The sequence below is a fragment of the Nocardia blacklockiae genome (assembly GCF_015477355.1).
GTDB classification, from domain to species: domain Bacteria; phylum Actinomycetota; class Actinomycetes; order Mycobacteriales; family Mycobacteriaceae; genus Nocardia; species Nocardia blacklockiae.
This window is the reverse complement of the sequence record NZ_JADLRJ010000007.1, coordinates 17,415-41,509: the sequence shown is the minus strand read 5'-3', so window position 1 is coordinate 41,509 and position 24,095 is coordinate 17,415. Positions and strand designations below refer to the sequence as shown.

Annotated in this window: 24 protein-coding genes; 6 read left to right on the top strand and 18 right to left on the bottom strand. The window is 71.0% G+C overall.

Annotated features, from left to right (window positions below; genetic code table 11):
* Positions 1-6: 6 nt before the first annotated feature.
* The gene (locus tag IU476_RS21595; RefSeq protein ID WP_195102822.1) at positions 7-846 is read left to right on the top strand and encodes an alpha/beta fold hydrolase; all 840 of its coding nucleotides are present in this window, start codon (positions 7-9) and stop codon (positions 844-846) included.
* 27 nt (positions 847-873) lie between these two features.
* Here IU476_RS21595 and IU476_RS21590 read toward each other — a convergent pair whose 3' ends face one another.
* From IU476_RS21590 to IU476_RS21580, 3 genes are all read right to left on the bottom strand, one after another.
* Entirely contained in the window at positions 874-1,746 is an 873-nt protein-coding gene (locus tag IU476_RS21590; protein ID WP_195102820.1) for an alpha/beta fold hydrolase, read from the bottom strand.
* Positions 1,747-1,857: 111 nt separating this feature from the next.
* Complete coding sequence (locus tag IU476_RS21585; RefSeq protein WP_195102817.1) at positions 1,858-2,220, bottom strand: hypothetical protein; 363 nt, start codon at positions 2,218-2,220, stop codon at positions 1,858-1,860.
* A 105-nt stretch (positions 2,221-2,325) separates the two neighbouring features.
* A complete protein-coding gene (locus IU476_RS21580) occupies positions 2,326-3,375 on the bottom strand; it encodes a beta-ketoacyl-ACP synthase III (RefSeq protein ID WP_195102815.1) in 1,050 nt (349 codons plus the stop codon).
* 87 nt (positions 3,376-3,462) lie between these two features.
* Here IU476_RS21580 and IU476_RS21575 point away from each other — a divergent pair, with 87 nt between their 5' ends.
* Positions 3,463-4,083, top strand: a complete 621-nt coding sequence (locus IU476_RS21575; RefSeq protein WP_195102813.1) for a TetR/AcrR family transcriptional regulator — start codon at positions 3,463-3,465, stop codon at positions 4,081-4,083.
* 4 nt (positions 4,084-4,087) lie between these two features.
* Here the strand turns inward: IU476_RS21575 and IU476_RS21570 are convergent, their stop codons facing one another.
* On the bottom strand, positions 4,088-4,375 hold the full coding sequence (locus IU476_RS21570; protein ID WP_195102811.1) for a hypothetical protein: 288 nt from the start codon (positions 4,373-4,375) through the stop codon (positions 4,088-4,090).
* A gap of 163 nt (positions 4,376-4,538) precedes the next feature.
* Here IU476_RS21570 and IU476_RS21565 point away from each other — a divergent pair, with 163 nt between their 5' ends.
* A complete protein-coding gene (locus IU476_RS21565; RefSeq protein ID WP_195102809.1) occupies positions 4,539-5,399 on the top strand; it encodes a hypothetical protein in 861 nt (286 codons plus the stop codon).
* Here IU476_RS21565 and IU476_RS21560 read toward each other — a convergent pair whose 3' ends face one another.
* From IU476_RS21560 to IU476_RS21510, 11 genes are all read right to left on the bottom strand, one after another.
* The gene (locus tag IU476_RS21560; RefSeq protein ID WP_195102807.1) at positions 5,400-6,392 is read right to left on the bottom strand and encodes an SCO2521 family protein; all 993 of its coding nucleotides are present in this window, start codon (positions 6,390-6,392) and stop codon (positions 5,400-5,402) included.
* Positions 6,389-7,408: an SCO2522 family protein gene (locus IU476_RS21555; protein ID WP_195102805.1), complete on the bottom strand. Its 1,020-nt coding sequence runs from the start codon at positions 7,406-7,408 to the stop codon at positions 6,389-6,391. Before IU476_RS21555 ends, IU476_RS21560 begins: the two co-directional genes overlap by 4 nt.
* Before the next feature lies 1 nt (position 7,409).
* Complete coding sequence (locus tag IU476_RS21550; protein WP_195102803.1) at positions 7,410-8,324, bottom strand: SCO2523 family variant P-loop protein; 915 nt, start codon at positions 8,322-8,324, stop codon at positions 7,410-7,412.
* Positions 8,325-8,327: 3 nt separating this feature from the next.
* Positions 8,328-10,253 carry an SCO2524 family protein gene (locus tag IU476_RS21545; RefSeq protein WP_195102801.1) on the bottom strand — a complete coding sequence of 642 codons (1,926 nt, stop codon included), beginning with the start codon at positions 10,251-10,253 and terminating at the stop codon, positions 8,328-8,330.
* A gap of 223 nt (positions 10,254-10,476) precedes the next feature.
* Positions 10,477-11,364 (bottom strand): NAD(P)-dependent oxidoreductase, encoded by an 888-nt coding sequence (locus IU476_RS21540; RefSeq protein WP_195102799.1) that lies wholly within the window; start codon positions 11,362-11,364, stop codon positions 10,477-10,479.
* 324 nt (positions 11,365-11,688) lie between these two features.
* On the bottom strand, positions 11,689-12,636 hold the full coding sequence (locus tag IU476_RS21535) for an NADP-dependent oxidoreductase (RefSeq protein WP_195102797.1): 948 nt from the start codon (positions 12,634-12,636) through the stop codon (positions 11,689-11,691).
* A 71-nt stretch (positions 12,637-12,707) separates the two neighbouring features.
* Positions 12,708-13,589: a TIGR03854 family LLM class F420-dependent oxidoreductase gene (locus IU476_RS21530; protein ID WP_195102795.1), complete on the bottom strand. Its 882-nt coding sequence runs from the start codon at positions 13,587-13,589 to the stop codon at positions 12,708-12,710.
* Positions 13,590-13,724: 135 nt separating this feature from the next.
* Positions 13,725-14,087, bottom strand: coding sequence for a hypothetical protein (locus tag IU476_RS21525; RefSeq protein WP_195102793.1), 363 nt, complete (start codon positions 14,085-14,087; stop codon positions 13,725-13,727).
* A gap of 135 nt (positions 14,088-14,222) precedes the next feature.
* Positions 14,223-16,175 carry a vWA domain-containing protein gene (locus tag IU476_RS21520; protein ID WP_195102790.1) on the bottom strand — a complete coding sequence of 651 codons (1,953 nt, stop codon included), beginning with the start codon at positions 16,173-16,175 and terminating at the stop codon, positions 14,223-14,225.
* 37 nt (positions 16,176-16,212) lie between these two features.
* Positions 16,213-17,607, bottom strand: coding sequence for an ATP-binding protein (locus tag IU476_RS21515; protein ID WP_195102788.1), 1,395 nt, complete (start codon positions 17,605-17,607; stop codon positions 16,213-16,215).
* A gap of 93 nt (positions 17,608-17,700) precedes the next feature.
* On the bottom strand, positions 17,701-18,039 hold the full coding sequence (locus IU476_RS21510; RefSeq protein ID WP_195102786.1) for an MmcQ/YjbR family DNA-binding protein: 339 nt from the start codon (positions 18,037-18,039) through the stop codon (positions 17,701-17,703).
* A gap of 240 nt (positions 18,040-18,279) precedes the next feature.
* Here IU476_RS21510 and IU476_RS21505 point away from each other — a divergent pair, with 240 nt between their 5' ends.
* On the top strand, positions 18,280-19,011 hold the full coding sequence (locus tag IU476_RS21505; protein ID WP_195102784.1) for a DUF6008 family protein: 732 nt from the start codon (positions 18,280-18,282) through the stop codon (positions 19,009-19,011).
* Between the two features lie 4 nt (positions 19,012-19,015).
* On the opposite strand, the gene IU476_RS21500 is transcribed toward IU476_RS21505, so the two are convergent.
* Complete coding sequence (locus tag IU476_RS21500; protein WP_195102782.1) at positions 19,016-19,648, bottom strand: TetR/AcrR family transcriptional regulator; 633 nt, start codon at positions 19,646-19,648, stop codon at positions 19,016-19,018.
* A gap of 140 nt (positions 19,649-19,788) precedes the next feature.
* Here IU476_RS21500 and IU476_RS21495 point away from each other — a divergent pair, with 140 nt between their 5' ends.
* On the top strand, positions 19,789-20,940 hold the full coding sequence (locus IU476_RS21495; protein WP_195102780.1) for an FAD-dependent oxidoreductase: 1,152 nt from the start codon (positions 19,789-19,791) through the stop codon (positions 20,938-20,940).
* Positions 20,941-21,178: 238 nt separating this feature from the next.
* On the opposite strand, the gene IU476_RS21490 is transcribed toward IU476_RS21495, so the two are convergent.
* Positions 21,179-21,946, bottom strand: a complete 768-nt coding sequence (locus tag IU476_RS21490) for an SDR family oxidoreductase (RefSeq protein ID WP_195102778.1) — start codon at positions 21,944-21,946, stop codon at positions 21,179-21,181.
* Positions 21,947-22,327: 381 nt separating this feature from the next.
* Here IU476_RS21490 and IU476_RS21485 point away from each other — a divergent pair, with 381 nt between their 5' ends.
* Positions 22,328-23,614, top strand: a complete 1,287-nt coding sequence (locus IU476_RS21485; protein ID WP_195102777.1) for an FAD-binding oxidoreductase — start codon at positions 22,328-22,330, stop codon at positions 23,612-23,614.
* A gap of 64 nt (positions 23,615-23,678) precedes the next feature.
* Here the strand turns inward: IU476_RS21485 and IU476_RS21480 are convergent, their stop codons facing one another.
* Entirely contained in the window at positions 23,679-24,095 is a 417-nt protein-coding gene (locus tag IU476_RS21480; protein ID WP_195102776.1) for a cytochrome c oxidase subunit 4, read from the bottom strand.

Below are 24,095 nucleotides of genomic sequence, written 5' to 3'. Positions count from 1 at the left end.
AGAACCATGAGATCCGACAGCCTGACCGTGCCCGGCGCGACCCTGTACTACGAGATCCGCGGCGACGGCCCGCTCCTGCTGCTGATTCCCGGCGGCGGCGGGGACGCGGGCGTCTTCGACGAGGCCGCCGAGGTGCTCGAACGGCACTTCACCGTCGTCGCGCTCGACCCGCGCGGGTACTCACGCAGCACTCTCGACGGCCGACCCGTGCCGCAGGAGGTCGCCGTGCAGCGCGACGACGCGCACCGGCTGCTCGCCCACCTCACCGACGAGCCCGCGTTCGTGTGCGGCACCAGCGCCGGCGCGATCGTCGGACTGGATCTGCTGGCTCGCCACCCGGAGCAGGTCCGCACGCTGATCGCGCACGAGCCACCGTGTTTCGCGGTCCTGCCCGACGCCGCCACGCACCTGGCCATGGTCGAGGAGGTCTACACGCTGTTCCGCACCGAGGGCCTGGCCGCCGCGTCGGCCCGCTTCCTCGCTGGCATCGGCGGCGCGATGAAGCCCGCCCCCGAGATCACCGACCTCCCGCCCCGCACCGCCGCCCTGTGGACCCGCCTGGCCGCCAACGCCCCGCTCATGTTCGAGCACGAATTGCGGCAATTCACCTCGTACACACCGGATTACCCCGCACTGGCCGCCGTGTCCGACCGCCTGATCCCGGCGGCGGGCCGCGAAACCCGCGGCGCCCTCCCCTACCGCCCGATCGCCGAGATCGCCGCCCGCCTCGGCCGTCCCCTCACCGAATTCCCCGGCGCACACAACGGATTACGCACCGACGCAGTCGAATTCGCAGAGCAGCTGATCAGGACCGTGGCACCAACCACCCGAGTTCCCACACCCTGAGTACCTCGGGTCGAATTCCGATCCAGCTCAGGGCAATTCGGTTTCGTCGAGGATGTCGCGCAGGGCGCGGGCGAAGGCCTCGGGCTGGCCCGGGTAGCCGGTTTCGGGGCCGGCGAAGCCGCCGTGATGGCTCGGGAAAACCGCCGCCGCCTGGCCGAGTAGTTCGGCCGTGGCCACGGCGGTGCGCCCGGTGAAGGCCGCGCCGGTCTCCTCGCCGACGCCGATCACGATGCGGGTAGGAGCCGCGGTGAGTGCGGCCACGTCGGGCAGGTAGCTACTGACCGCCCAGGATCGGTCGGAGAGCAGGGGGTCGTCGCGGGAGCCGTCGTCCTCGGCGGGCAGCCCGAACATCGCCGGGTCGGGGGCGGGCCGGGCGAAGAACTCGTCGGTGAACTCGCCCTGCCACGAGGTCATCTCGAGGAACGCCGCCATACCGGCGCCGAAACCCTTGGCCTCGTAGACATCTCGGAAGAAGGCCTGGGCCCGCCCGGCGGCCTCGGCGTCGGGCAGCACCGGGATGATCGGCGGCTCGTGGGCCACCAGCGTGCGCACATCGCCGGGATGCGCCGCGACCAGGGCGAGCGCGGTGACCGCACCGCCGCTGCTGGCGAACATGTCGACCGGGCCGCCGACCGCCTCGATCACGGCGTGCACGTCCCCGGCCTGCACCATCGGGGCCTGGTCGACGCGACCGTCCTTGCGCACGCTGCGGCCGAGCCCACGCGGGTCGTAGGTGATCACGGTCCGATCGGGGAACTGCGCCGCCAGCGCGTCGAACCCGCTGGCGGTCATGGGCTGTCCGATCATGAACAGCGGCGGCCGACCCCCGGCGGGCGGCAGCGGGCCGCGGACGTCGTAGACGAGGTCGGCCTCGGGGGTCACGAGCGTATGAGTCGTCATGTCACAACAGACGATGCCCGAGCCCCGAATTCATCGGCGCGGCCGCGAAAAAGCCGGTGCGCTCCGGCGGCGAGGCCGTGGGGGCCGAGTCCGCCGGAGCGCGCACGCGGACTACTGGAACGACGAGAACCGGATGTCGATGATCGCACCGGTCAGCGTGATCGGCACACCGGGCGCCTCGTTCGGGTGCAGCCGGGCCAGCACCGGACCGCCGCACTCGCCGCCGTTCTCGGCACGGGTGTAGATCGTGGCGTAGTACGGAGTGGTGTTGCGCCAGTACATCGTCCGGGGCGCCTCCGCGGTGATCACACCCGGGTAGCAGGTGTTCTCGGCGGGGTCGTCGACGTGGGCGGTCGCCGCCAGGTTCTCCATCACCACGAACTGGCTGACCGGTTCCTGCGCCGCGGACTGGCCGAACGCGAAGAGCGAGGCCGCGACTGCCGCCGTTGCCACCGCGACGGTGCGTTTCATCATCAGGCTGGTTCCTCTCGAAATGCGGGCTTTCCGACCCGTACCCATATCACGGAAAACCGTTCCGTGGCATGGTGCCACGAAGTTACCGCGCGGTGTAGCCGTGGCCTAGGACGGGTCCGCGAGCACCGGCGGCAGCTGCACCACCTGGCCCGCGTAGGCCAGCCCCGCGCCGAAACCCAGCAGCAGCGCCGTGTCCCCGGCCCGCGCCTCGCCCGAACGCACCAACTGCTCCATCGCCATCGGAATCGAGGCGGCGCTGGTGTTCCCGGTGCCGATGATGTCCCGGGCGACCGCGACGCCGTCGGGGATGCGCAGCGCCCGGACCAGCGCGTCGGTGATCCGGATATTGGCCTGGTGCGGCACGAAGGCGTCCAGCTGGTCCACGGTGACGCCGGCGGCGTCCAGGGCGTCGCGGCACGCCTTCTCCAGAAACGTGACGGCCCAGCGGAATACGGCCTGCCCGTTCATCCGGATGTAGGGCCGCACCGTGGTGCCGCCCGCGGCCTCGGCGGCGGCGACCTCCGCGAAGTACTGCTGAAAGTCCTTGTCCTGCTTGATCGCCGCGGTCTGGCTGCCGTCCGAGCCCCACGCCGCCGGCCCGATGCCCTCGGCCTCGGCCGGCCCCACCACGACCGCGCCCGCCCCGTCGGCGAAGATGAACGCGCAGCTGCGGTCGGCCGGATCCAGCAGATCCGACAGCCGCTCCACGCCGATCACCAGCACGTGCCGCGCCTGCCCCGCCCGGACCAGGCTCGCGGCATCGGCCAGCGCGTAGCAGAACCCGGCGCACCCGGCCGACACGTCGAAGGCGGGAGTGTCGTGCAGGCCGAGTTCGGTGGCCACCACCGCGCCCGCCGACGGCCCCAGCACCATTTGCGAAGAAGTGGCCAGCACCACCGCGTCCACCTTCTCCGCGGCCAGGTCCGCGGCGGCCAGCGCCTCGCGGGCCGCGGCGGTGCTCATCGAGACGATGGTCTCGTCCGGCTCGGCCCAGCGGCGCTCCGCGATGCCGGAACGGGTCCGGATCCATTCGTCGGAGGAGTCGATGCGGTCGACGATCTCGGCGTTGGGAACGACCCGGCGGGGACGGTAGACGCCGAGGCCCAGAAGCGCGGCGTGCGCGACCGGGGCGGCGGTGGCGATGTGGGCGGGCATGACTTCCTCTCCGTGTGAACCGATCGGTTCACCGGGTTTACGTCTAGCATGGACCGATCGGTTCACACAAGGGCTGGAGGAGATCCGTTGACGACCGGACCGCGCGGCCGGCTGATCGCGAGCACCATCGCCACGGTGCAGGAACACGGCGTGCACGCGGCCGGGCTGAGCGAGTTGCTCAAACGCAGCAACGCCTCCCGCAATTCGCTGTATCAGCATTTCCCGGCAGGCAAGGGCGAATTGGTGGAGACGGCCGCGCGCATCGTGTCGCGCGTGGTGTATTCGCACGTCAGTGCGGTCTCCGAGGCGCTGGCGCAGGCGGCGTCGGTGCCGGACTGGCTCGACGAGCTGTTCGCCTTCTGGCGCGACCCGCTCGAATCCAGCGACTACCGGGAGGGCTCGTTCATGATGGCCGCCGCCCTGGACGAACTCGACCCGGCCGTCCAGGCCGCGGCCGGGCAGGCCTTCCGAGACTGGACCGCCCGCCTGGCCGCCGGCATGATCGCCGCCGGCGTCGCGCCGCACGCCGCCGACTCGCTGGCCGGTGTGCTGCTCTCGGTGATCGAGGGCGCGATCCTGCAGAGCCGCGCCCTCAAGAGCGCACGCCCCTTCGACGACGCCCGCACCCAGCTCACGTTGCTGCTCGAGCACCACCTCCCGCGCACCCCGAGCCTCGCCCGCGACGGCGACGCCCTGGCCCGCGAGTGACGGCTCAGGCCCCTTGCAGCCGGATCTGGGTGTTGAGCGCCTCGGCTTCCTTCTCCAGCTCGCCCGCGTCGGGATGGTCGCCGACCCGCCCGGCCAGCTCGTCGCGAGTGACCAGGGTCAGTCCGTCCACGCCGTCGTCGCCGTCGGGCGCGAGCCGAATCCGCCCCTCCCGCAGCACAAGTCGAGTACCCGCGGCACCACCGCCGAGCAACTGCCGCAGGTCGGCTTCGGTGACCTCCGAGGGCGTGGCCGGACCGTCGTCGCTTCCCTGTCGCTGATCGTCCGCACTCATACGGGGCGGGTGCCCGCGCGCCGTGCACGCAAACGCGCGCCGGTCGGCGACCGCTCGCGACCGGCGTCACCACCACCTCGAACGCGGCATATGCGCGGTGACGCATTGCTATCGTGGAGGCGCGCCCCCGGTCGGCGCCGATCGGGTAGGGGGCCTGCGGACGGTGGACGAGCAACAGCAGGATTCGCCGTTCGTGCGCTCGATGTCGACCCGCGTCGCCCGCCGCGCCACGGCCTACTCCCACGCGGTGGACCGTTTCCTGGCCGGCACCGCCACCGAATCCCCGCGCCCGGACGAGCAGCAACTGCTGGATCTCTTTACGGCACATGTGGAATCGGTCGTCGCCCGCTACGACCCGCCCGGAATCCGCCGCAACAGCGACAGTCTCGTCTTCCGCCGCCTCTACGCCGAATCCCGTCAGCCGCGCACCCCGCGACTACCCCGCGGCGGCCGGGTGGTGACTCCGGAGCTGCTGGCGGCGTTGCTCGCCGCCGAGGTCGAATACCGGGGGCCGCTGCGCCTGAGCCGCGCGCAGACCCGGAACCTGGCCGAGATCTACGAGCGCCTCGGCGACACCCTCACCACCGTGCTACCGGCCCACGCCGCCTTGGCCTTTCGGCGCGCGGCGAGCCTGTACCGGCAGGACGAGGACACCGACGGCGAGGACCGGTGCAACCTGGAACTGGCCCGCGCCCGGCGGCGCGCCCAGCCCGTGCGCTGGCGCCGGATCGCCAGCCTCTTCCCGGACCTGTTGTGCGGCTACGGTTATCGGCCGTTCCGCATGCTGATCTGGATGGCGCTGCAACTGCTGTTCTTCACCGCGGTGGTCCGGCTGCTGTCGACGCAGGCGACGATGACGATCGTCTACGAATGCCTGACCAACTATCTCAACCCGCTCGGCCCGGACGACACCGCCGGACTGCAGGGCGCGAAACGGCTCGTGTTCGTCGTGGAGGCCTACACGGGACTGCTGACCACCTCGGTGTTCTTCGCGCTGCTCGTGCGCCGCTGGTTCCGGCTGTGATCACCAATCGTTGCTGCTGATCTTGGAATTGCGCAGCGCGTTGAGCGTCGCCGTCATCATCCGGTCGCGCAGTTGCTCGGCGCGGGCCGTCCACTGCCGCGAGAAGCCCGGCGCCGCTTCCAGTTCCGCCCAGAGCGGGCGCAGCGGCTGCGGCGTGTGCGCGCCCGGCATCCACAGCGGCACCAGCTGTTCCAGGATGGGCGCCAGCGTGGTCGAGACGTCCTGCCGGGTCGACTCGAAACGGTCGGCGTCCCTGAGCAATTGGGTGAGGGTGGTGAGCAGCCAGTCGTGGGCGGCGAGATCCTCGCAGAAGCGTTGCGCCGCGGCGACATCGCCCGCCGCGACGGTCAGCCGCACCGACCGCAGCGTGTCGTTGTCGAGCCTGAAGGTGAAGCTGGGCGGCTGCTCCGGCGCGGGAGCGATCTCGACGGCCCAGCGCAGTCGCGTGGTCGCGGCGCGGATCGGGACCTGCTGGTCGAGCCGGGTGTCCATCCGGATCAGCGTCGCCAGCCGCCCGCTGATGGCCGCCAGGTCGAGCCGGTCGGTGCCGTTGGCGCGCAGATGCCCGTCGGCGAGCCGGCTTCCGGAGTCGGCGCCCAGCTCGGTGACCGCCTCCACCGTCCCCGCCCGCGCCAGGTAGTGCACCCACGGCCGCCGCTGGGTCGCACCCGCCTGGGTCACCGCGGTCTGCGTGGAACTCTGCATCACGCGGCCGCCGATCACGATGACGCGCGACAGCACGGTGCCGATGGCGTGCACGGACCGGCCCGACGCGGTGGGCAGCGTGCAGTCGACGCCCTCCACCCGCGGCGACGAGATCGCCAGCGGCACCGGACGTTCCAGCGAGGTCACCCCGCTGCCGGGCTTCACCGCGTCGAGCACCTCGACCACCGCCGAGGTGTCGAGCACGTTCGGCGAGGGCAGCAGGCAGGTGTGGATGTCACCCAGTAGGGCGACGGGCGTCTCGCCGGAGCCCGCGCCCGCGGGGGTCATGTGAGGCACCTGTCCAGCAGCACGTGCGACAACCGGCTGCTGGTTTCGCGCGGGACCGCCACGGGGACTCGTTCGCGCGCGCCGCGTGCGGAGAGCAGTTGCCATACCTGTTCATCGAGTTCGAGGTGGTCGAGGATTACGTGCACGGCGTGTTCGATACCCAGATATTCCTGCGGGAGGACCGACAGCGACCGGTACGCGGCGAACGGTTTCGCGTCGGGGTTCAGCTGGATCACCGCCGGCATCTCCCACCAGTGCTCCTCCCACCCGTCGCGGCGGTTGCGCAGCTGCGGGTGGAACGGCGCGGCACCTTCGAAGCGCACCATGCCCAGCCGCAGCAGCTGCCAGATCGACGCCAGGAACGGGCACGACCAGCGGGTGTGCCGGTCGTCCACGCCGTCGATCGGGTTCTCCCACATCTCGGTGTCGAGGAATATCGAATGCACCCGGCGTCCGTACTGCGCGGGCGGGCGGTATTCCGTCGCCCGCATGGCCTGCGTGGATTCGTGATCGGAGGAGCGGCGGCCGTTGCACAGCCAGCCCGACTCCACGTCCGGCGGCCGTCGGCCCGTGGTGTTCTCGGCCGGTTCGGCCACCACCCGCGCCGCCAGGGTTTCCGCCAGCTTCACCACCGACCCGGTCGGGACGCCGTCGAAGTACACCGGATACTCCCAGCAACCGGCCTCGCGCGCGAGATAGTCGATGCGCAGCCCGCATTCGTCGGCGACGGTCAGCAGTTTGTCCAGAATTTCCGTCGGATTCGTGTCGGGAGCGAAATAGTCGTCGATCAGGAAACAGGTACTCACCCGGGCCGAATCCCCGAATTTCCTTCTCGCCGAGGCGGTGTAGAAGTCGACCAGCTCGGCCACCTCGCGAAATTGCGCGCGAATGTTGTCGTGCCCGTTGATCAGCTCGCTCATGTAGAAATGGCCGGTCTCGATGGACAGGTGCGACAGCGGCACCTCGGCGACCTTGAGTTCCTCGCCGGCCTCGCTGTAGACCGAATGCTCCTGCACCTCAGACCCCTTCCCAGACCGCTTCGTCGGTCAGGCCGGCGGCCAGCTCCTGAAAAGCGACCACCGTCTTCTCGTTCGCGATCTTCGCGGAGACGTCCGCGTCGAGGACGACCTGCTCGCGCCATTGCAGCATCGGTTCCATCGGCGTCGAGCCGAGCACCGCGCTGAGCCCGAGCCGATTGGCGGTCGCCAATTTCCGCAGCGCGTCGTCCTGCGCGCGCAGCCAGGCCGCCTGCGGTCCGCTGTCGGCCGACGCGTGGTCGTTCGGCGAGGGCACCGCGGTGCGTACGTACCGAATCGCGGCCGAGAGCGTCTTCGGGTCGTGGCCGCATTGCTCGCCGACGTGTAGCAGGCCGTGCTCGCCGTGGACCAGGCCGTTCGTCGCCAGGATGTGCTGGCGCGTCCAGCGGTGGAAGACCAGCCAGCGGGTGACCGCGTTGCGCAGCTGCGCCTTCTGGGTGGCGCGCAGCACCATCTCCAGAGCCACGGAGCGACCGGCGCTGAGATCCACGATCGTCACATCGAATTCCTGCTCGCACGCCACCAGCAGTTCGACACATCGTTTCACGGTCGTGTCGGTGGCGGTGAGGAATTCGGCGCCGCCGCGATCGCCGGGGTACAGCATCAGCTTGTACGGGTGGCGCGGCTCGCGCAATTCCGCGCGGCCCGTTTCCGATCGCACGTTGCGCGCGGTGGGCGCCGCGCCGGAGCCGAGCAGATAGCCGTGCAGGCCGTCGTTGTCGGGTGTGCCGCGCTCCATCCGATTGACCTCGAACAGCGCGCCGGACGTCGGTGACCCGAAATCGAAATCCAGGTACGCCACGTTGCGGCCGTTGATGCTCAGCCGGTACGCGACATTGCAACTGGTCACCGAGCGGCCGGTACCGCCCTTGTCCGAGGTCGAGAATACGAGCATCCGCTACACGCTCCTCTGCGCGTCCTCGTCGGCGAATACCAATCCGTCCAGTTCCCGCAGCGCCTCCGCGCACAGACTGTGCGCGGTGCCGGGGCGTTCGTCGAAAACGCTGCGCGCGCGTTCCAATTGTTGGTGCACGGTCTCCAGCGCCAGGCGGTTCTTCGTCATGTCGAGCTCGCTGAGCTGCAACAGTTTCTGATTGAGCAGATGTTCGGCCTCGTTGAGCAGTTCCAGCGCGCGCACCGCGGACGTGGTGGACCGCAACGGCGGCTCACGGAAGGTGAGGTCGGCGGCGACCAGGCATTCGATCACCCGCTCGGTCAGGTACCAGGACGGCCGGGGGTCCGCACCCTCGTTCTCCGCCGCGGCCGTGTCGGCGAACGACGGCCGATACCGGCCGTCGTTGGGCGGCTCGATCCGAAAGACCTCTTCCGCGTTGTCCCACAGGCCCTCGGCCTGCCCTTTCTTGAAGGCGCGGCGCTCGAGGTGGTCCATCGTCGACTGCGCGAGTTCGAGCAGCCGGTCGCGGGTGGTGAGCGTGCCGGAGAGCCGGGCCGCCTGCAGCGTGCGCTTCAGCAGCACCGGTGCGTAGTCCGACACCGTCCACTCCAGCCGCCCGCCGTCGTCGACGTCCTCGGTGCCCAGCAGCGAGAGCCGCACGCCCGGCACGTGCAGTTCGCGCGCGCTGTCGTCGACGGTCAGGCGGCGGATGATCCGGCCGCGCCGCGCCAACTCGTCGAAAACCGGTGTGGCCCTGGTGAGGTCGTCGTCGCTGGCTTCGCGGTTGATCAGGTCCTGGATCAGCACGGCCGACACCGAGAGACTGAAGTAGTCCGATTCCTCGCCGTCCGAGGTCCGCCACGGGATGTCCTCGAGCGGCCAGCGGCCCTCGCCGTAGCGCGCCATGGCCGACCAGTACCGCTGCGCCAGATCCCAGCGCAGCTGCAGCGCCTCGGCGAGCCGCCGCTGGTCGGCGTCGAGCAGATCCAATTCGCGGGTGCGCGGCGAGGTGAGGTCGTTGATGCCGTCGAGCGCGACCACGGTGAAGTACAGATAGGGCCGCGCCACCGCGTAGCCCGGCTGGTCGGCGATGGCCGCGTCGACGAACTCGATGGGCGCCGCCTGCTTGGCCACGCCCCAGCTCCACCCGCACTCGAACAGCAGGGTCTCGTCCTCGAGATCGATATCGGGTGTCTGGCTGAGGGTGACGTCCCGGCGCAGCCGCACCCGCAGCCGGTCGAGCCGCCGGTTGACCGTGGCGACCACTGCCTCGTCGGAGGCGCCGGTCTGGTTGAACATCCGCAGCATGTTGCGGCCGGCGGGTTCGGTGGGGTCCAGCGGGTCCACGGTGAACACCACGAAACTGCGCACCAGACCGGTCATCGCCGCCGTCAGCCGGGCGGCGACCTTCTCCTCCAGCTCCGCCATGCGGGTTTCCAGCGTGGTGCCGGGCGTGGGACGGGTCTTGACCCAGCGCCGGAACGCCCGCAGGAACTTCAGGGCGGCCAGGCACAGCGTCAGCGACATCGAATAGGAATCCACCACGTCCAGTTCGCGCTGGCGCCGGGTCGGTTCCCGCCCCGCGGCGGTGGCTCGCAGGTAGGTGCCGGCGGAGAAGATCGGCTCACCGTCCGGACCGGTGTAGCGCGCCCAGTAGTCCTCCAGCACCTCGACCAGTTTCGATCCGATCTTGGCGCCGCGGCCGAACGGCGCCAGCACCGCGGCGACGTCGTCGGACAGCTCGTCGGGGTTGTCCAGGGCGAAGCTCGAGATCTCGGTGGCCGGATAGAGCAGGCACAGCAGTTGTTCGGCGTCGCTGATGGAGTTGGAACCGTCGCGGCCGCCCCAGATCCATTCGCCGTCGACATAACAGGAGGACAGCAACGAATGCCAGACCGCCAGAATCTGCCGCCGGGGCTGAATTCTCATCGACCGCCGTCCCCTTCACCGCTCGTCGTAAGCGTGTCGCGCGAACGGGTACACCTCGTTCCCGCAGCGGCGATGCGAGGGGAAATTAGCATGGCTGGCGGCCTTTCGCTGGCATTGGACGCGGACCGGAGTGCGCCACCGCGCACGCCATTGTCCGCGATGCGCGGTTGGACTCTATTGTCCGATAAGCCAAGCGAATCCGGTATTCGTCGCATCCCCTGCTTCAGGAGGCGGCACGGGGTGCGGGCAGCCCCTCGTACATGCGCTCGGTGGCCTCCGCCCCGTGCCCGTCGGCGATCTGGCGATCGACGAGCGCCTGCACCGGGCGAAGGACGTCGAGGGCGACCCCGGCGTCGCGGCTCGCGCGCACGATGGCGTCGAGGGCCGTTTTAGTGAAGCGCAGGTCCTGGACCGGGTGGGTGTAGTCGCCGCTGTCGATCACGTGGCCCTGGGCCGGGAGCGAGGCCATGATGGCGGTGAGCCAGGCCGCGGCGCGCGTGCCGAAGTCCTCGGCGGAGCCGCCGGCCGAACGCACCATGGCGGCGCCGTGCTGGAAGCCGGCGAACATGATGTACATGCCGGCCAGCAGCGCGAAATCGTAGAGCGCGGCGGTGCCCGCGTCGTCGCCGAAATACTCTGCGGCGCCGAGCAGTTCGAGGGCGGGCCGGTGGGTGTCGAACACCTCGCGGGAGCCGCTGTAGAGGATCGACGAGCCGGGTCGGCCGATCATCGCGGGAACGGCCATGATGCCGCCGTCGAGGAAGTCGATGCCGTGCCCGGCCGCCCAGCGCGCCAGTTCCCGGGCCTCCTCGGGCGCGGTGCTGGTGAGGTTGACCAGCGCCCGTCCGGCGAGCGCGTCGGCGACCGGGTCGAGGGTTTCGTGCACCGAGGCGTGATCGAGCAGCACCGCCACGACCAGGTCGCTCGACTCCACCGCCGCGCGCACCGAATCGGCGCGTGTCGCACCGGCCGCGACGAGCTCGATGTCCTTGCCGGGACTGCGATTCCACACCGTGGTCGAATGCCCGGCCGCGCGGAACGCCGCGGCCAGCGCAGCCCCCATCGCGCCCAGCCCCAGCACCGTCACCGAGGTCGGCGAGGTTGTCGTCATCGTTTGTCAGCTCCTTCGAGATCCGGGACATTGCAGCGCGCTGCCACCAGGCTGTCCCGGCCCCCGCGACCCGGCAAGTACGCACAATTTCCTCCGGATACCCACCTCGAGGTACGCATCCAGCTCAGCCGCCCGCACCGACCGCATCAGGTGACACGAGCCATACCGGCACACCGACCAAGCCGATTCGCGAGCGGGTCCGAATACCTGATGGTGTCCGGTGGTTGCCTCGCGGCCTGCCGGGCACTGTCTCGGATACAACCGACATCGATGGACGGATGCACCATGAGCCGCTTCCGTCCATCGATGTCGGCCTCGAAAAAGTCAGAACCGCAGCACGATCCGGCCCCGCACCCCGCCCGCCTCGAGCAGGCGATGCGCGTCGGCGGCCTGCGCGGCCGGGAAGGTGCGCGCCACCCGCAGCGTCAGCACGCCCTGTGCCGCGAGCTCACTCAGCTCGCGCAGCCCGGCCGCGTCGCGCACGTGGTCGGTCACCATGACGTAGTGCACCGCGATGCCGCGCTCGGACTCGACTCCGCCGGTCAGCGCCGGCGGCCGCAGCGCCACATATGCTCCGCCGTCCCGCACGGCCGCCAGCACCGGCGCGCCCTGTAGCGCGGTGTCCACCACGGCGTCCACACCGCCGGGAACGTGCTCGCGAATGTGCCGGGCGACTTCGGCGCCGCGCGGCACCACCACGTCCGCGCCGAACCCGGCGACCGCCGCGCGATCCGCCGGCGCGGCGTCGGCGATCACCCGCAGCCCCGCGTGTTTCGCCATTTCCACGACGTAGCCGCCGACCGCACCGACCGCACCGGTCACCGCGACCGTCCGGCCGGGCTCCGGACCGAGGGCGGCCAGTGCGAGCCGCGCGGTGAGCCCGTTCATCGGCAGTGTCGCGGCCGCGACGGCGTCGCTGCCCTCGGGAATTCGGGCCACCGAATCGTCCGGCACCACAAGGTGTTTCACGTAGGCGCCGCCGCCCTCCAGCACCGGCTTGGTGATCGCGAAGACGCGGTCGCCGATCCGCCACTCGCTGCCCGGACCGGCCTCGTCGATCACTCCGGCCGCCTCCCAGCCCGGCACATACGGCGGCGCGACGTCGCGATAGCGGTCGTGCGCCTGCCCCGAGCGGGTGACGAGATCGGAGGGGTTCACCGTCGCGGCCTCGACCGCGATCCGGACCTCGCCGGGCCCGGCGTGCGGTGCGGCGACCCGCAACTCCCGCAGCACTTCCGGCCCGCCCGGTGTGTCGAATCCGATTGCCAGCATGCAGCACTCCCGTTCTTCGTCGGCCCCCTGTTCGGGGCAACCGGCTCGGACGGGTCGCTGTTCCCGCGCACTCAGTTCTGCCGCGGCAGCAGTTCCTCGACGAAACGGCCGACGAACTCCTCGGCCGGACGCCCGCTCACCGAGCCGACGACGAACTTGGTCAGACCGGCCTCGAGATAGCCGTCGATCAGGCGGTGTAGGTCCGGCCAGCTGCCCGCGATCAGATCCGCGGGGTCCACGCCGGGGCGGCGGCGCACGATCGCGGCCGCCAGGTCGTCGGGGATGCCGTCCTCGGCCAGTACGACGCTGGTGCCGAAATGGTCGGCCTCGATCTCGCGACCTGCTTCGGCGGCCGCGGCCTCAATGGCCTTGCGGCCCTGCGCCGCTTCGGCGGGCGTCAGGAAGCTGCCGAGCCAGCCGTCGGCGTATCGCCCGATCCGGCGGTACGCCGCGGGCGCGGATCCGCCGAGCCAGATGTCGAGCGGACGTGGTGGCCGCGCACCGATACCGATGCCGCCGACCGTGAAGAACTCGCCGTCGAAGTCGACCTCGTCGTAGTCGAGCGCCGCCCGCAGCAGCCGCAGCGATTCGTCGAACATCGCGCCGCGCCGGCCGGGCGGCACCGGGAACAGGTCGCGTTCGCCCGGGCGCGCGGGTTGCAGGCCGAACACCGGCAGCACCCGCTTGGGCGCCAGCCCGGCCAGCGAGGCCAGTTGCTTGGCCACCAGCACGGGATGGCGGCCGGGCAGGATCGCCACCGAGGTGCCGACCTTCAGCCGCGTGGTCCGCGACAGCGCGAACGCCATACCGACGAAGGGCTCGACGGAATCGGCCGACACCAACTCCGACAGCCACAGCGAGTCGACACCGGCGGCCTCGAGCGAATCCACGAGCGCCGCGAACTCCGCGGGCCCGGCGCCCGAACTCGTGCCGACGCCGAAACGGATCTTCATGCGCGTACTCCTCCACCGGTGCGGTCGGTCGTGCCAACCGCGTGCGCCGCGCGTTCCATTCCCGCGTGGAGGGAAAGTCCTTGCGCGGGCCGCGCTTCGACGCGGCCCGCGCCCCTCACGGACGGTGCCGTGGGCTCAGAAGGCGCTGCCGCTCGACGGTCCGTGGCCGTACCAGCCGGGGCTGTACCAACCCGGGTTGTAGCCGCCGTGCCAGCCACGGTGGCCCCAGCCACCGTGACCCCAGCCACCATGACCCCAGCCACCGCGGCCCCAGCCACCGTGACCCCAACGGCCGTGGATGTCCTGCGCCGCACCGTCCGCGGCCTGCGCGGGCTGTTCGGCGGCCGGGGCGGCCGGCTCGGCCACGAGCGGGACGCCCGGCGCGGGCGCGGCGAATGCGGGAGCCGCGACGGCGAGCGGCGCCGCCGCCACGGTCACCGCGGCGACGACCCGGAACAGCCGCCGACGGGCGCCTACGGGTGTGTGAGTCCGAGACATCGGAACTTCCTAACCTGCGATCGTTGTCAACGGATGGCCGGCCACCTCGGCGGTCGCCGCAGGCGACCATCCCTTACCCCAATTAATGTACCGTTAAATAACGGCACGTTCAATAGCGGAGCAAGGATTCGCCGGTTATCCGCGCCTCCCCCGCAGGTAGTCGCTCACGACCGCCGCGCCGAGCCCGTCGAGATCGGGCGCCACCACGCGCCCGCCGCTGCGCCGGGCGACCAGATCGACGAACGCCGCCAGCCGCGGATCCTCGCCGAGCATGAACACCGTGACCGACGCGCCGAGTTTGGCGAGCGCGTCCACCTGCGCCATCGTCACGGCGAGCGTGCGCGGTTGCGGCGGCCAGTCGAAGTAGGCCTCCCCGTCCGGCTCCAGATGCGCGGTGGGCTCACCGTCGGTGACCACCAGCACGACCGGCACGGCATCGGGGTGGCGGCGCAGGTGCCGCGCGGCCAGCAGCAGGGCGTGGTGCAGGTTGGTGCCCTGCTCCCACACCGGTTCCAGCCCGGTCAATTCGCCGATGTCGACGGTGCCGGCGTAGCGGCCGAAGGTGATCAGATCCAGTGCGTCGGAACGGAATCGGGAGCCGATCAGGTGGTGCAGCGCGAGCGCGGTGCGCTTCATCGGCACCCAGCGACCGTCCTGCACCATCGACCAGGAGGTGTCGACGCACAGCGCCACCGCGGCGCGGGCGCGCTGCTCGGTCTCCATGATCTCGACATCGGACACGTCCAGGCGTACCGCGCGACTGCCCGCCGAGGCCGACCGCAGCACGGCGTTGCGCACGGTCCGCGGCACGTCCCACGGCTCGGTGTCGCCGAACCGCCAGGCCCGCGCCGAACCGGTCGGCTCGCCCGCCGCGCCGGCCCGCGCCGTGTCCCGCTCGCCGCGCCGGGAACGCAACTGCCCCACCACATCTCGCAGCGCGGTCTCGCCGAGACGCCGCAGCGCCCGGGGCGTCAGCCGCAGCGAGCCGTCGGGCGTGCGCTCGAACAACCCCTGCCGACGCAGCTCGCGTTCCAGCTCGGCCAGCCGGGCGGCGTCCACCCGCGCGTCCTCGCCGAGGTGGCGTTCCAGCGCGTCGAGGTCGATGTCCTCGAGCCGCGCGCCCGGATACGACTGCCCGAGTTGTTCCGCGAGAGCGTCCAATTCGGCCAGGTCCTGCAAGGCCTGCGCGCCCTCGCCGAGACCGAGCGGGTCCTCGCCGCGGAACCGCTGCGCCGACTCCCAGTCCTCACCCGGGCGCAGCGACCGCAGATTGGCGTCCAGCGCGGCCACCTGTTCGGCGATGCGCGGGTCGCCGAACGCCTGCCCGACCAGCTCCGACAGCTCGGCCCGCTGCTCGGCCGACATCGAGTTCATCATGCGCTGCGCGGCGGCGGCACGAGCCGCGAGCGCATCGATCAATTCGTCCGTATTGCGCGGGTTCTCGGGGAAGAACTCACCGTGACGCGCCATGAAGTCGGCGAACTGCCGCTCGGTGTCCTCGCCCCGCGCGTGCGCCGCGAGCAGGTCGTTGAGATCCGACATCATCTGCCGGACCCGTTCGACGTCGGCGGGCGTGGTGTTCGCCAGCGCCTGCTTCATGCCCTGGAACCGTGATTCGAGCAGGTCGCGGCCAAGCAGATCGCGGATCTTCGCGTAGTTCTCCCGGCCCGTCTCCGAACGCCAGGAGTACTCGGCCAGTTCGCCGACCGCGGCGGCCGTGTTCGACGGCAGCGCGTCCAGCCGCGCCTCGGCGAACCGGGCGTCGTCGGACGGGTCCGGGAACAGCGCGCGGCGTTCGGCCTCGACGGCCTCGTCGAGCAGCTGCCGGATCTGCTGCAGCGAGCCGTCGAGCCGGTGCCGCCGGGAGATCTCCGCGCGGCGCTGCCACAGCCGGCGGGTCAGCTCGTCGAGGCCGCTGCCGCCGCGCGTGCCGCGGCGCAGCAGTTCCTCCAGCGCGGAGCGCGGCGAGCCGCCCTCCATCACGTCGCGGCCGATCTGGTCCAGTGCCTCGCGCAGGTCGAGCGGCGGCGCCAGCGGATCGGGTCCCTCGTGGTAGGGCCCGTAGGAGTAGCGATCGGGAAGTGTCATGACGCCTCACCAGCCGGAGCGAAATCGGGTGTGCCGGTCACCGGCCGTACACGGTCGTGCCCTCGTCGGAGTCCTTGGCGATCTGGCGGGCCAGATACAAAGACTCCAAAGCGAATTCGACGGCGGCGGCGATGCGGGTCGGCGACTCTTCGGCACCGACGCCGAGACGCCCGGCCACCTCGTGCAGCACCGGCAGTTCGGGCAGCGCCGAGAGCACCTCCTGACCGGGCACCCGCTCGCCGGTGGTGACCAGGTGGCCGTCGCCGACCGCCTCCGCCAGCGGCCGCAGGTTCAGCCCGCCCAGGCGTTCGCGCGCGGTCTCGGCGAACGAGCGCCGCAGCAGGTGAGTCAGGTGCTCCTGCTCGCGCCCCTCCTCCCCGGATTCGAACTCGAGCTTGCCGCGCAGCACCGCGGGTACCGACTCGAGATCGACCGGCCGGGCGACGGCGGGCTGCTCGCCGGTGATCGCGGAGCGGCGCAGCGCCGCGGCGGCGACCGTCTCGGCGGCGGCGACCGCGAACCGCGCCGACACCCCGGAGCGCTGGTCGATGGCCGCGGACTCGCGCAGCTGCCGCACGAACCGCGCCAGCACCTCGATCAGCGGGTCGCCCACCTCGGCCACCAGCTCGGCTTCCTGGCGCACCAGGTCCACCTCGGCCTCGATGCTCAGCGGGTAGTGGGTGCGGATCTCCGCGCCGAACCGGTCCTTGAGCGGGGTGATGATGCGGCCGCGGTTGGTGTAGTCCTCGGGGTTGGCGGTGGCCACGAGCAGCACGTCCAGCGGCAGCCGCAGCGTGTAGCCGCGCACCTGGATGTCGCGCTCCTCCATCACGTTCAGCAGCGCGACCTGGATGCGCTCGGCCAGGTCGGGCAGCTCGTTGATGGCGACGATGCCGCGGTGGGCACGCGGCACCAGGCCGAAGTGGATGGTCTCCGGGTCGCCGAGGCTACGGCCCTCGGCGACCTTCACCGGGTCGACGTCGCCGATCAGATCGCCCACGGAGGTGTCGGGAGTCGCGAGCTTCTCGGCGTAGCGCTCGGAGCGGTGCCGCCACGCCACCGGCAGGTCGTCGCCGAGTTCGGCGGCCAGCCGGCGCCCGGCCGGGCTGATCGGATCCAGTGGGTGTTCGCCCAGCTCGGCTCCGGCGATCACCGGCGTCCACTCGTCGAGCAGGCCGGCGAGGGTGCGCAGCAACCGGGTCTTGCCCTGGCCGCGCTCGCCGAGCAGCACGACGTCGTGCCCGGCCAGCAGCGCGCGCTCCAGCTGCGGGAGCACGGTCCGGTCGAAGCCGACGATGCCCGGCCACGGATCGCCGCCCGAACCCAGCAGTGCCAGCAGGTTTTCGCGGATCTCGGTCTTGACACCGCGCGGCAGGTACCCCGCCGCGCGCAGGGCGCCCGCAGTGGTGGGCAGGTGTTCCGGAACAGTCACGACATCGACGCTACGACGATTTCCCGATCGGGTCGACGTGGAGTAACTCCAGGAAACGCGCTGGAAATACGGTTGACAGCCGTGCCGCGGACCTCAGCCGGTCTCCTCGACCAGAGTGCGCGGCGCGGCCTGCCGCCACGAGTCGGTGACGATGGCCGTCATCTCCTCGCGATCGTCGAGAGCGGCCAGGCGCACCCGGACCCAGGCGTTGCCGGCCTCGTGCGCGGCGATCCAGAACTTGGCGGGCTCGGCCACGACCAGCTCGTCGCGGTCGACGATCGGGCACCGCACCGCCATCGACGTCTCGTTCTCCGGCAGCGTGAGATACAGCTTCCCCGCGACCCGGAAAATCGGCATCCCCCAAGCGAACTGCTCCGACGTCTGCGGCAGCGACAAGGCGAAGGCGCGGACATCGTCCCCGGTGACACTCATGCCCCGATCCTTGCAGGAGCTTGTCACCGATCCCACACCCTTCGCCCACCGAACCATCCCACGCAGGGAACGGCGCAGCACACAAAGGGGTCGCTGCGTTGCATTTCGGGCGAATTGTGAGATTTGTCAACGGCTCCCGGAACCGGAACGAACCGGTCGGACCCGCGGGTAACTTCGGGCGGCAAACGTTCGGACTTCGTCACGCAACGCCCGGGCGGAGCAGTCGAAGGGTGGGTAACCATGCAGCACACTGCCGAAGCGAGCGGATGGGCGATCGCCGGGGCGATCGGCATGGTCGTGTGGATGGTCGTGATGTGGGCGGCGGTCGGCGTGCTGTTCGTCGGCATTCGGAAGCCGTTGCGGCCGTGGGTGTTCCGGGTCGGCCTCGGCGTGGTCGGGCTCGGGGTGATCGCGCAGCTGGGCCACTTCCAGGAACACGTCCTCCAGGTCGGCTACTGGATCGGCCACCCCAACTCCCCCGCGTGGATGACGCCGTGGGGCACCGCCCTGGCCGACGGCTTCGGTCAGGTGAATCACGCCAGGCCCACCCTGGGCATGGAGATCCTGCATCTCGTCGGCAACTTCCACTTCCTGGCCGGACTGGCCGGGGTCGCGCTGCTGACCCACTACGCGGCCGGCAGCCAGGCCCGCCGCTGGGGCCGGATGGGCGTGCTGATGCAGGGCATCCACGGCCTCGAGCACATCGCGCTCACCGTGTCGGTGCTGTTCGGCGCCAAGGCGATCGGCCTGTCCACCTGGTTCGGGCTGCTCGATCCGGGCGCGGGGCTCGCCACCTACCGGATCTGGTGGCACTTCCTCGCCAACGTCATCGGCACCACCATCTTCGCCCTGGCGCTGTATCACCTGTGGCGCGAACGGGCGACGATCGCGGCCCTGTATTCGACGGGCGTCCCGGCACGGCGCACGGAACCGGCGGGCACCGTCGAGGACGCGGTGCCCGCGCTCTCCTAGCCACTCACTCGGCGCCGAGCCCGAGCAGCCGGACCAGCACCGCCGCCTGATCGGCGAAGTGCGCCAGGAATTCCGGCGAGCGCGGATCCGCGCCGCAGACACCCTCGACCACCTGCGGCAGCGTGGTGGGCGCCATGGCCGCGGCCATCAGCATGACCAGCAGGCAGGCCGGGTCGACCTCGGCGGGCAGCCTGCCGGACTCCTGTAAGGCGCGCAGTTCGTCGACGCTCTCGCTCAGGATCCGGGTGCGCGGGCCGTGGTCCGGGTCGGCCTCGGGCCCGGTGTACTGCAACCCGCTCCAGGCGAGCAGGCGCACGCCGTCGGGATTGTGCACCGCCTCCAGCGCGTAGCGGCGGACCTGCTCGGGCAGCGGCGTGCCCGGCGGCACCAGCTCCCGCCGCCGTTCCTGCCACTGCCGCGAAACCGCTTGGTACAGGCCCTCTTTGCCGTCGAAGTAGTAGGAGATCAGCTGCACGTTGACGCCCGCGCGGGCGGCGATGGCACTGATCCGCGCGCCGGCGTACCCGTGCGCGCCGAACTCCGCCGCCGCCGCGTCCAGGATCAGCGCGCGGGTGCGTTCCGGGTCGCGCTGCCGCTCCTGCGGCTTGGGCGACCTGCGAGGTTTCGACACAGACACGTTCGGATCATACAGCCGCCTGGCACTATCAAACTCCTCCATGAACTAATCAAATAGATACTTGACAGAGCTGTCGTATCGATTGACGATGGTGTGACACGGCGGGCGGCAGAGCTCGCCGGAGCACGAAGGATCGCGAAATGCCGGATACACCACGGGTTCTCATCGCCGGAGCGGGCATCGGCGGGCTGGCGCTGGCCCAGGCGCTGCACAGCGGCGGGCTGGACGTCGCCGTCTACGAGAAGGACCCCACGCCCCAGACCCGAAACCAGGGCTACCGCCTGCACATCGACGCCGACGGCAATGCCGCGCTGCGCGCCTGCGTGCCCGCGCCCACCTTCGACCTGGTCCGCCGCACCAGCGGTACCAACGACGACGTGCTGGGCATGTACACCCACGAGCTGGAACAGGTGATGGTCCAGCACTTCCCGGACCTCACCGACGACGTGATCACCAATGTCGACCGCAACGTCTTCCGGCGCGGGCTGCTCACCGACCTGGACGGCGTGGTGCGTTTCGGGCACACGCTGACGCGCTACGAGATCACCGAGACCGGCCGTGTGCGAGCGCATTTCGCCGAGGGCGGCACCGACGAGGGCGACCTGCTCGTCGGTACCGACGGCGTCGGCTCCGCGGTGCGGCGGCAGCTGCTCCCGCACGCGACGGTGCGAGATCTGGGAGTGCGCTGCGTCTACGGCCGCATGGCGCTGACGCCCGAGCACGAGGCGTTGTATCCGGCGGCCATCCGGCGCGGGTTCAACTGGATCTCCGACGGCACCGGGTACGGAGCCGGGTTCGCGCCGGTGCGCTTCCGTTCTCCCTGCGAGGGCGCGACCGACTACACGATGGTCACCCTGCTGGCCCGCCCGGAGCGGTTCGGCGTGCCGGACGAGGAGCTGTTCGCCATGCCCCCGGAGGACCTGTGGAAGCTCACGGTCACCGCCACCGCCGAGTGGCACCCGGAATTGCGGGAGATCTTCACCCACGCCGAGCCCGCCACGTTCTTCCCCATCGCCCTGCGCGCCGGCGAGCGCATCCCGGCGTGGCCCTCCGGCCCCGTCACCCTGCTCGGCGACGCCATCCACACCATGCCCCCTACCGGCGGCGTCGGCGCGAACACGGCCCTCCAGGACGCGGCCACCCTCGCCACCGAACTACTCACCGCCGCCCGCGGCGACAAGCCCCTCCCCGAAGCGGTCGCAACCTACGAAAGCGTCATGCTCCCACGCGGTTTCGACACCATCGACGCCTCCCTCCGCATGGCGACCCAAATGTTCGGCACCATCGACTGACCCCTAGGCCCTGCTACCAGCACCCCGCCCGGCACTGAAGCGCTCCGCCACCGCCGCCGAAGCACCACCACCGAGCCACCACCGCCTCACGAAACCCGCCACCACCCGAGGTGCTCCACCGCCGCAGCACCCGACCACGACATGCCTCATCGCCGAGGCATCAACGAACCGACATGCTTCACCGCCGAAGCACTCCACCAGAGCGTCAGTCACCTGTATGCCTGGCGGGAGGGGGCGGTCACCCCCGTAGGCGGTAGGTTCCGCCCGGATCGCCGGCGACGTAGTCGGCCCACGTCTGCGAGCCGTCGGCGTGGTCGGGGCAGGTGTTGTACCCGGCGCGGAATCCGTGAGCGACCTTGCCCGGCAAGGGAATACGCACGGTGCGCCGCGGGCCTCCGCGCCGCGCCCGCCACACCTCCGCCAGCTGCGCGAGCGTCAGCACCTCCGGCCCGCCGAAATCCGGTGCGCGGCCGAGCGGTTCGCCTTCGACCAGGTCGGCCACCCGCACGGCCACGTCCTCGGTAGCCACCGGCTGGAACCGGAAATCCAGTGGCAGCGGCGCCACTGGCAGGCGCTGCACCACGCCCAGCACCGCGGCGACGAGGTCGTGGAACTGGGTGGCCCGCAGGATCGTGTGCGGCACAGTGCTTCCCGCAACGAGCTCCTCGCAGGCGAGCTTGTTGCGGTAGTACCGGAACGGAATCCGGTCGATCCCGACGATCGACACATACAGCAGATGCCGCGCGCCACCGGCCACCGCGAGCAGGTTGCGGGTCTGCGCGAGATCCGGTGCGCCGAACTTCCGGAAGTCGGAAGCGGCATGCACGATCAACTCGGCCCCTTCCGCGGCCGCCCGCACCCCCTCCCCCGTAGCGAGATCCCCGACGTGCGTCCCCACCCCCTCCCGCCGCGACAACACCCGCACCTCGTGCCCTCGCACCCGCAACCGCTCCACGACATGCCTGCCGAGCGCCCCGCTCCCCCCGGCCACCAGAACCGAACTCATACCGACCTCGCCGCCTTCCGGTCTCTGCCCGCGACATGCCGTTCACACGGCCCGCCGCCTGTCTCGCCCCGGCAGCGCGACCGCCCACACGATTCGGTCTCACCCCGCCACGGGCCGCACGCACGACACCACGTCCCTGTCATCTCTACCCCACTCCCCACCCCCGGAACCGTCCCAGCTCCGCCGCGCTGCGCAGGGCCGAATCCCTCCTGGGCGACCCGCCCGCGACGCGCCCGAGCCCCCGTCCACGGGGCGGACTCGGGGCAGACGAACGGCCGCGGTTGTGGTTAGCTGTGGGGCCATGAGCGTGCGCAGCGAGCGAGACCTGAAACACCATGCGCCCGTGCGCATGCCGCACCCCAGCACCTGCGAGGCCGCGGCATGAGCACCCCCCTGGCCGACCTGCCGGAAGAGTACCTGCCCCGCGACACCGCGGACGTCGTGCGCACGGTGCGCGACTCCCGGCCGCAGCCGTTGACCGTCCGCGGCGGCGAACGCCCCGAACACGGCGGCGAGCACGAGGACGAACCGGCCCCGCCCGACCGCCGCGTCGTGCTGTCGCTGCGCCGGATGAATCGCGTGCAGGCCGTCGACGCCGACGCGCGGCTGGTCCGGGTGCAGGCGGGCGCCCGGCTGTCCGACATCGACCGCACGCTGGCCGCGCACGGATTGGGCCTGCCCATCGTGGGCGACCATCGCGAGATCACCGCCGGCGGCTTCGCGGCCGTGGGCGGGCTCAGCGCCGCCTCGCACCGCTACGGCATGTTCAGCGACAACGTCGTCGGCCTCGAATACGTCGATCCCGAGGGCAGATTCGGCACCTGCGGGCGCGCCCACCACGCCGACCGGTTCCGCCGCATCCTCGGCGGCGCCGGCCGCACCGGCATCATCACCGCACTCACCCTGGAGGCCGTGGAGGTCGACAAGGACCACACCTGGCTGGCGTCGGACCCGCACCGCTTCCTCGACTTCGACACCTTCGTCGAACACTCGATCGCGGAGATCCGCCGCCCCGGCGACGCCATGCTCCAGGTCGGCCGCTGGGTCGACACCTCGCCGCTGCGGGTGTCGCGTCCGGTCGGCACCGGGCATGTGCAGTTGGGCACGGTGCGCTTCGGGCAGTGGTCCAGCCTGCACCCCACCACCGCGACCCCGTCCCTGCGGGCCCGCCGCGAACTGGGCGCCCGCGCCCGGAAGTCGCTGGGCGCCATCGCCTCCGCCGCGCGCGGTCCGGCCGGCATGCCGGTGCGCAACGCCGCCGCCGGCGCGCTGATGTTCGCCCCGAAGGTGCTGACGCTGCGCGACGCCGAGTACCTGGCCGACACGGTGATCACCTCCGCCGAACGCGGCCCGGCCTACCGGGTGGCGGTCTTCGCGCCGCTGTCCACCTACACCGCGGTGTTCCACCGCCTGCACGACCTGTTCACCGAGTACCGCGAGCGCAGCGGCTGCTTCACCGTCATCTCCGCCATGACCTACGGCGTGCGGTCCCCCTACCTGCACGAATTGTCCGGCGAGGACCACGGTTTCATCACCTTCACCTGCCGGGTGCGCCCCACCGGCACCTACACCGGCAAGTCGGGCACACCCGAGTTGCTACGCGAGATCGACGCCGCGATCGAGGACATCTGCGCCACCGAACGCGCCCGCCGCTACGACACCGAATGATCCGGTAGGCCGCACAGCACAGCGCCCCGGTCGGATTCCCGACCGGGGCGCTGTGCTGTGTGCGCTAGTGCTTCTCGGGGCCGAGGTGGTACTCGAACACCAGCCCGCCCACGGCGATCAGGATGCAGACCACCCCGATGCCGATCAGCCAGAACTGGAAGAACGCGAATCCGATCGCGGTCACCGAGGCGGCCGCGGCGATCAGGATGGGCCAGAAGCTGCCGGGCGAGAAGAAGCCCAGGTCGCCGGCGCCGTCGACGATCTCGGCGTCCTCGTAGTCCTCGGGGCGCAGGTCCAGCCGGCGCGCCACGAAGCGGAAGTAGGTGCCGACGATCAGCGTCAGGCCCGCGGTGAGCACGATCGCGGTGGTGCCGGCCCATTCGACGCCGGTGCGCGACTGCGCGGTGAAGAAGGCGTAGACGATCGCCACGATGATGAAGAACACCGTGAGCAGCTCGAAGATGCGTGCTTCGACCTTCAT

What these genes read in the sequence shown, in the direction of transcription:
- IU476_RS21545 (WP_195102801.1), bottom strand. Translation starts at nt 10,253, where the DNA reads ATGAGAATTCAGCCCCGGCGGCAGATTCTGGCGGTCTGGCATTCGTTG.
- IU476_RS21490 (WP_195102778.1), bottom strand. Translation starts at nt 21,946, where the DNA reads ATGAGTTCGGTTCTGGTGGCCGGGGGGAGCGGGGCGCTCGGCAGGCAT.
- IU476_RS21540 (WP_195102799.1), bottom strand. Translation starts at nt 11,364, where the DNA reads ATGACGACAACCTCGCCGACCTCGGTGACGGTGCTGGGGCTGGGCGCG.
- IU476_RS21485 (WP_195102777.1), top strand. Translation starts at nt 22,328, where the DNA reads ATGAGCACCCCCCTGGCCGACCTGCCGGAAGAGTACCTGCCCCGCGAC.
- IU476_RS21595 (WP_195102822.1), top strand. Translation starts at nt 7, where the DNA reads ATGAGATCCGACAGCCTGACCGTGCCCGGCGCGACCCTGTACTACGAG.
- IU476_RS21535 (WP_195102797.1), bottom strand. Translation starts at nt 12,636, where the DNA reads ATGCTGGCAATCGGATTCGACACACCGGGCGGGCCGGAAGTGCTGCGG.
- IU476_RS21510 (WP_195102786.1), bottom strand. Translation starts at nt 18,039, where the DNA reads ATGAGTGTCACCGGGGACGATGTCCGCGCCTTCGCCTTGTCGCTGCCG.
- IU476_RS21480 (WP_195102776.1), bottom strand. Translation starts at nt 24,095, where the DNA reads ATGAAGGTCGAAGCACGCATCTTCGAGCTGCTCACGGTGTTCTTCATC.
- IU476_RS21560 (WP_195102807.1), bottom strand. Translation starts at nt 6,392, where the DNA reads ATGACCCCCGCGGGCGCGGGCTCCGGCGAGACGCCCGTCGCCCTACTG.
- IU476_RS21530 (WP_195102795.1), bottom strand. Translation starts at nt 13,589, where the DNA reads ATGAAGATCCGTTTCGGCGTCGGCACGAGTTCGGGCGCCGGGCCCGCG.
- IU476_RS21505 (WP_195102784.1), top strand. Translation starts at nt 18,280, where the DNA reads ATGCAGCACACTGCCGAAGCGAGCGGATGGGCGATCGCCGGGGCGATC.
- IU476_RS21550 (WP_195102803.1), bottom strand. Translation starts at nt 8,324, where the DNA reads ATGCTCGTATTCTCGACCTCGGACAAGGGCGGTACCGGCCGCTCGGTG.
- IU476_RS21495 (WP_195102780.1), top strand. Translation starts at nt 19,789, where the DNA reads ATGCCGGATACACCACGGGTTCTCATCGCCGGAGCGGGCATCGGCGGG.
- IU476_RS21580 (WP_195102815.1), bottom strand. Translation starts at nt 3,375, where the DNA reads ATGCCCGCCCACATCGCCACCGCCGCCCCGGTCGCGCACGCCGCGCTT.
- IU476_RS21590 (WP_195102820.1), bottom strand. Translation starts at nt 1,746, where the DNA reads ATGACGACTCATACGCTCGTGACCCCCGAGGCCGACCTCGTCTACGAC.
- IU476_RS21525 (WP_195102793.1), bottom strand. Translation starts at nt 14,087, where the DNA reads ATGTCTCGGACTCACACACCCGTAGGCGCCCGTCGGCGGCTGTTCCGG.
- IU476_RS21520 (WP_195102790.1), bottom strand. Translation starts at nt 16,175, where the DNA reads ATGACACTTCCCGATCGCTACTCCTACGGGCCCTACCACGAGGGACCC.
- IU476_RS21585 (WP_195102817.1), bottom strand. Translation starts at nt 2,220, where the DNA reads ATGATGAAACGCACCGTCGCGGTGGCAACGGCGGCAGTCGCGGCCTCG.
- IU476_RS21570 (WP_195102811.1), bottom strand. Translation starts at nt 4,375, where the DNA reads ATGAGTGCGGACGATCAGCGACAGGGAAGCGACGACGGTCCGGCCACG.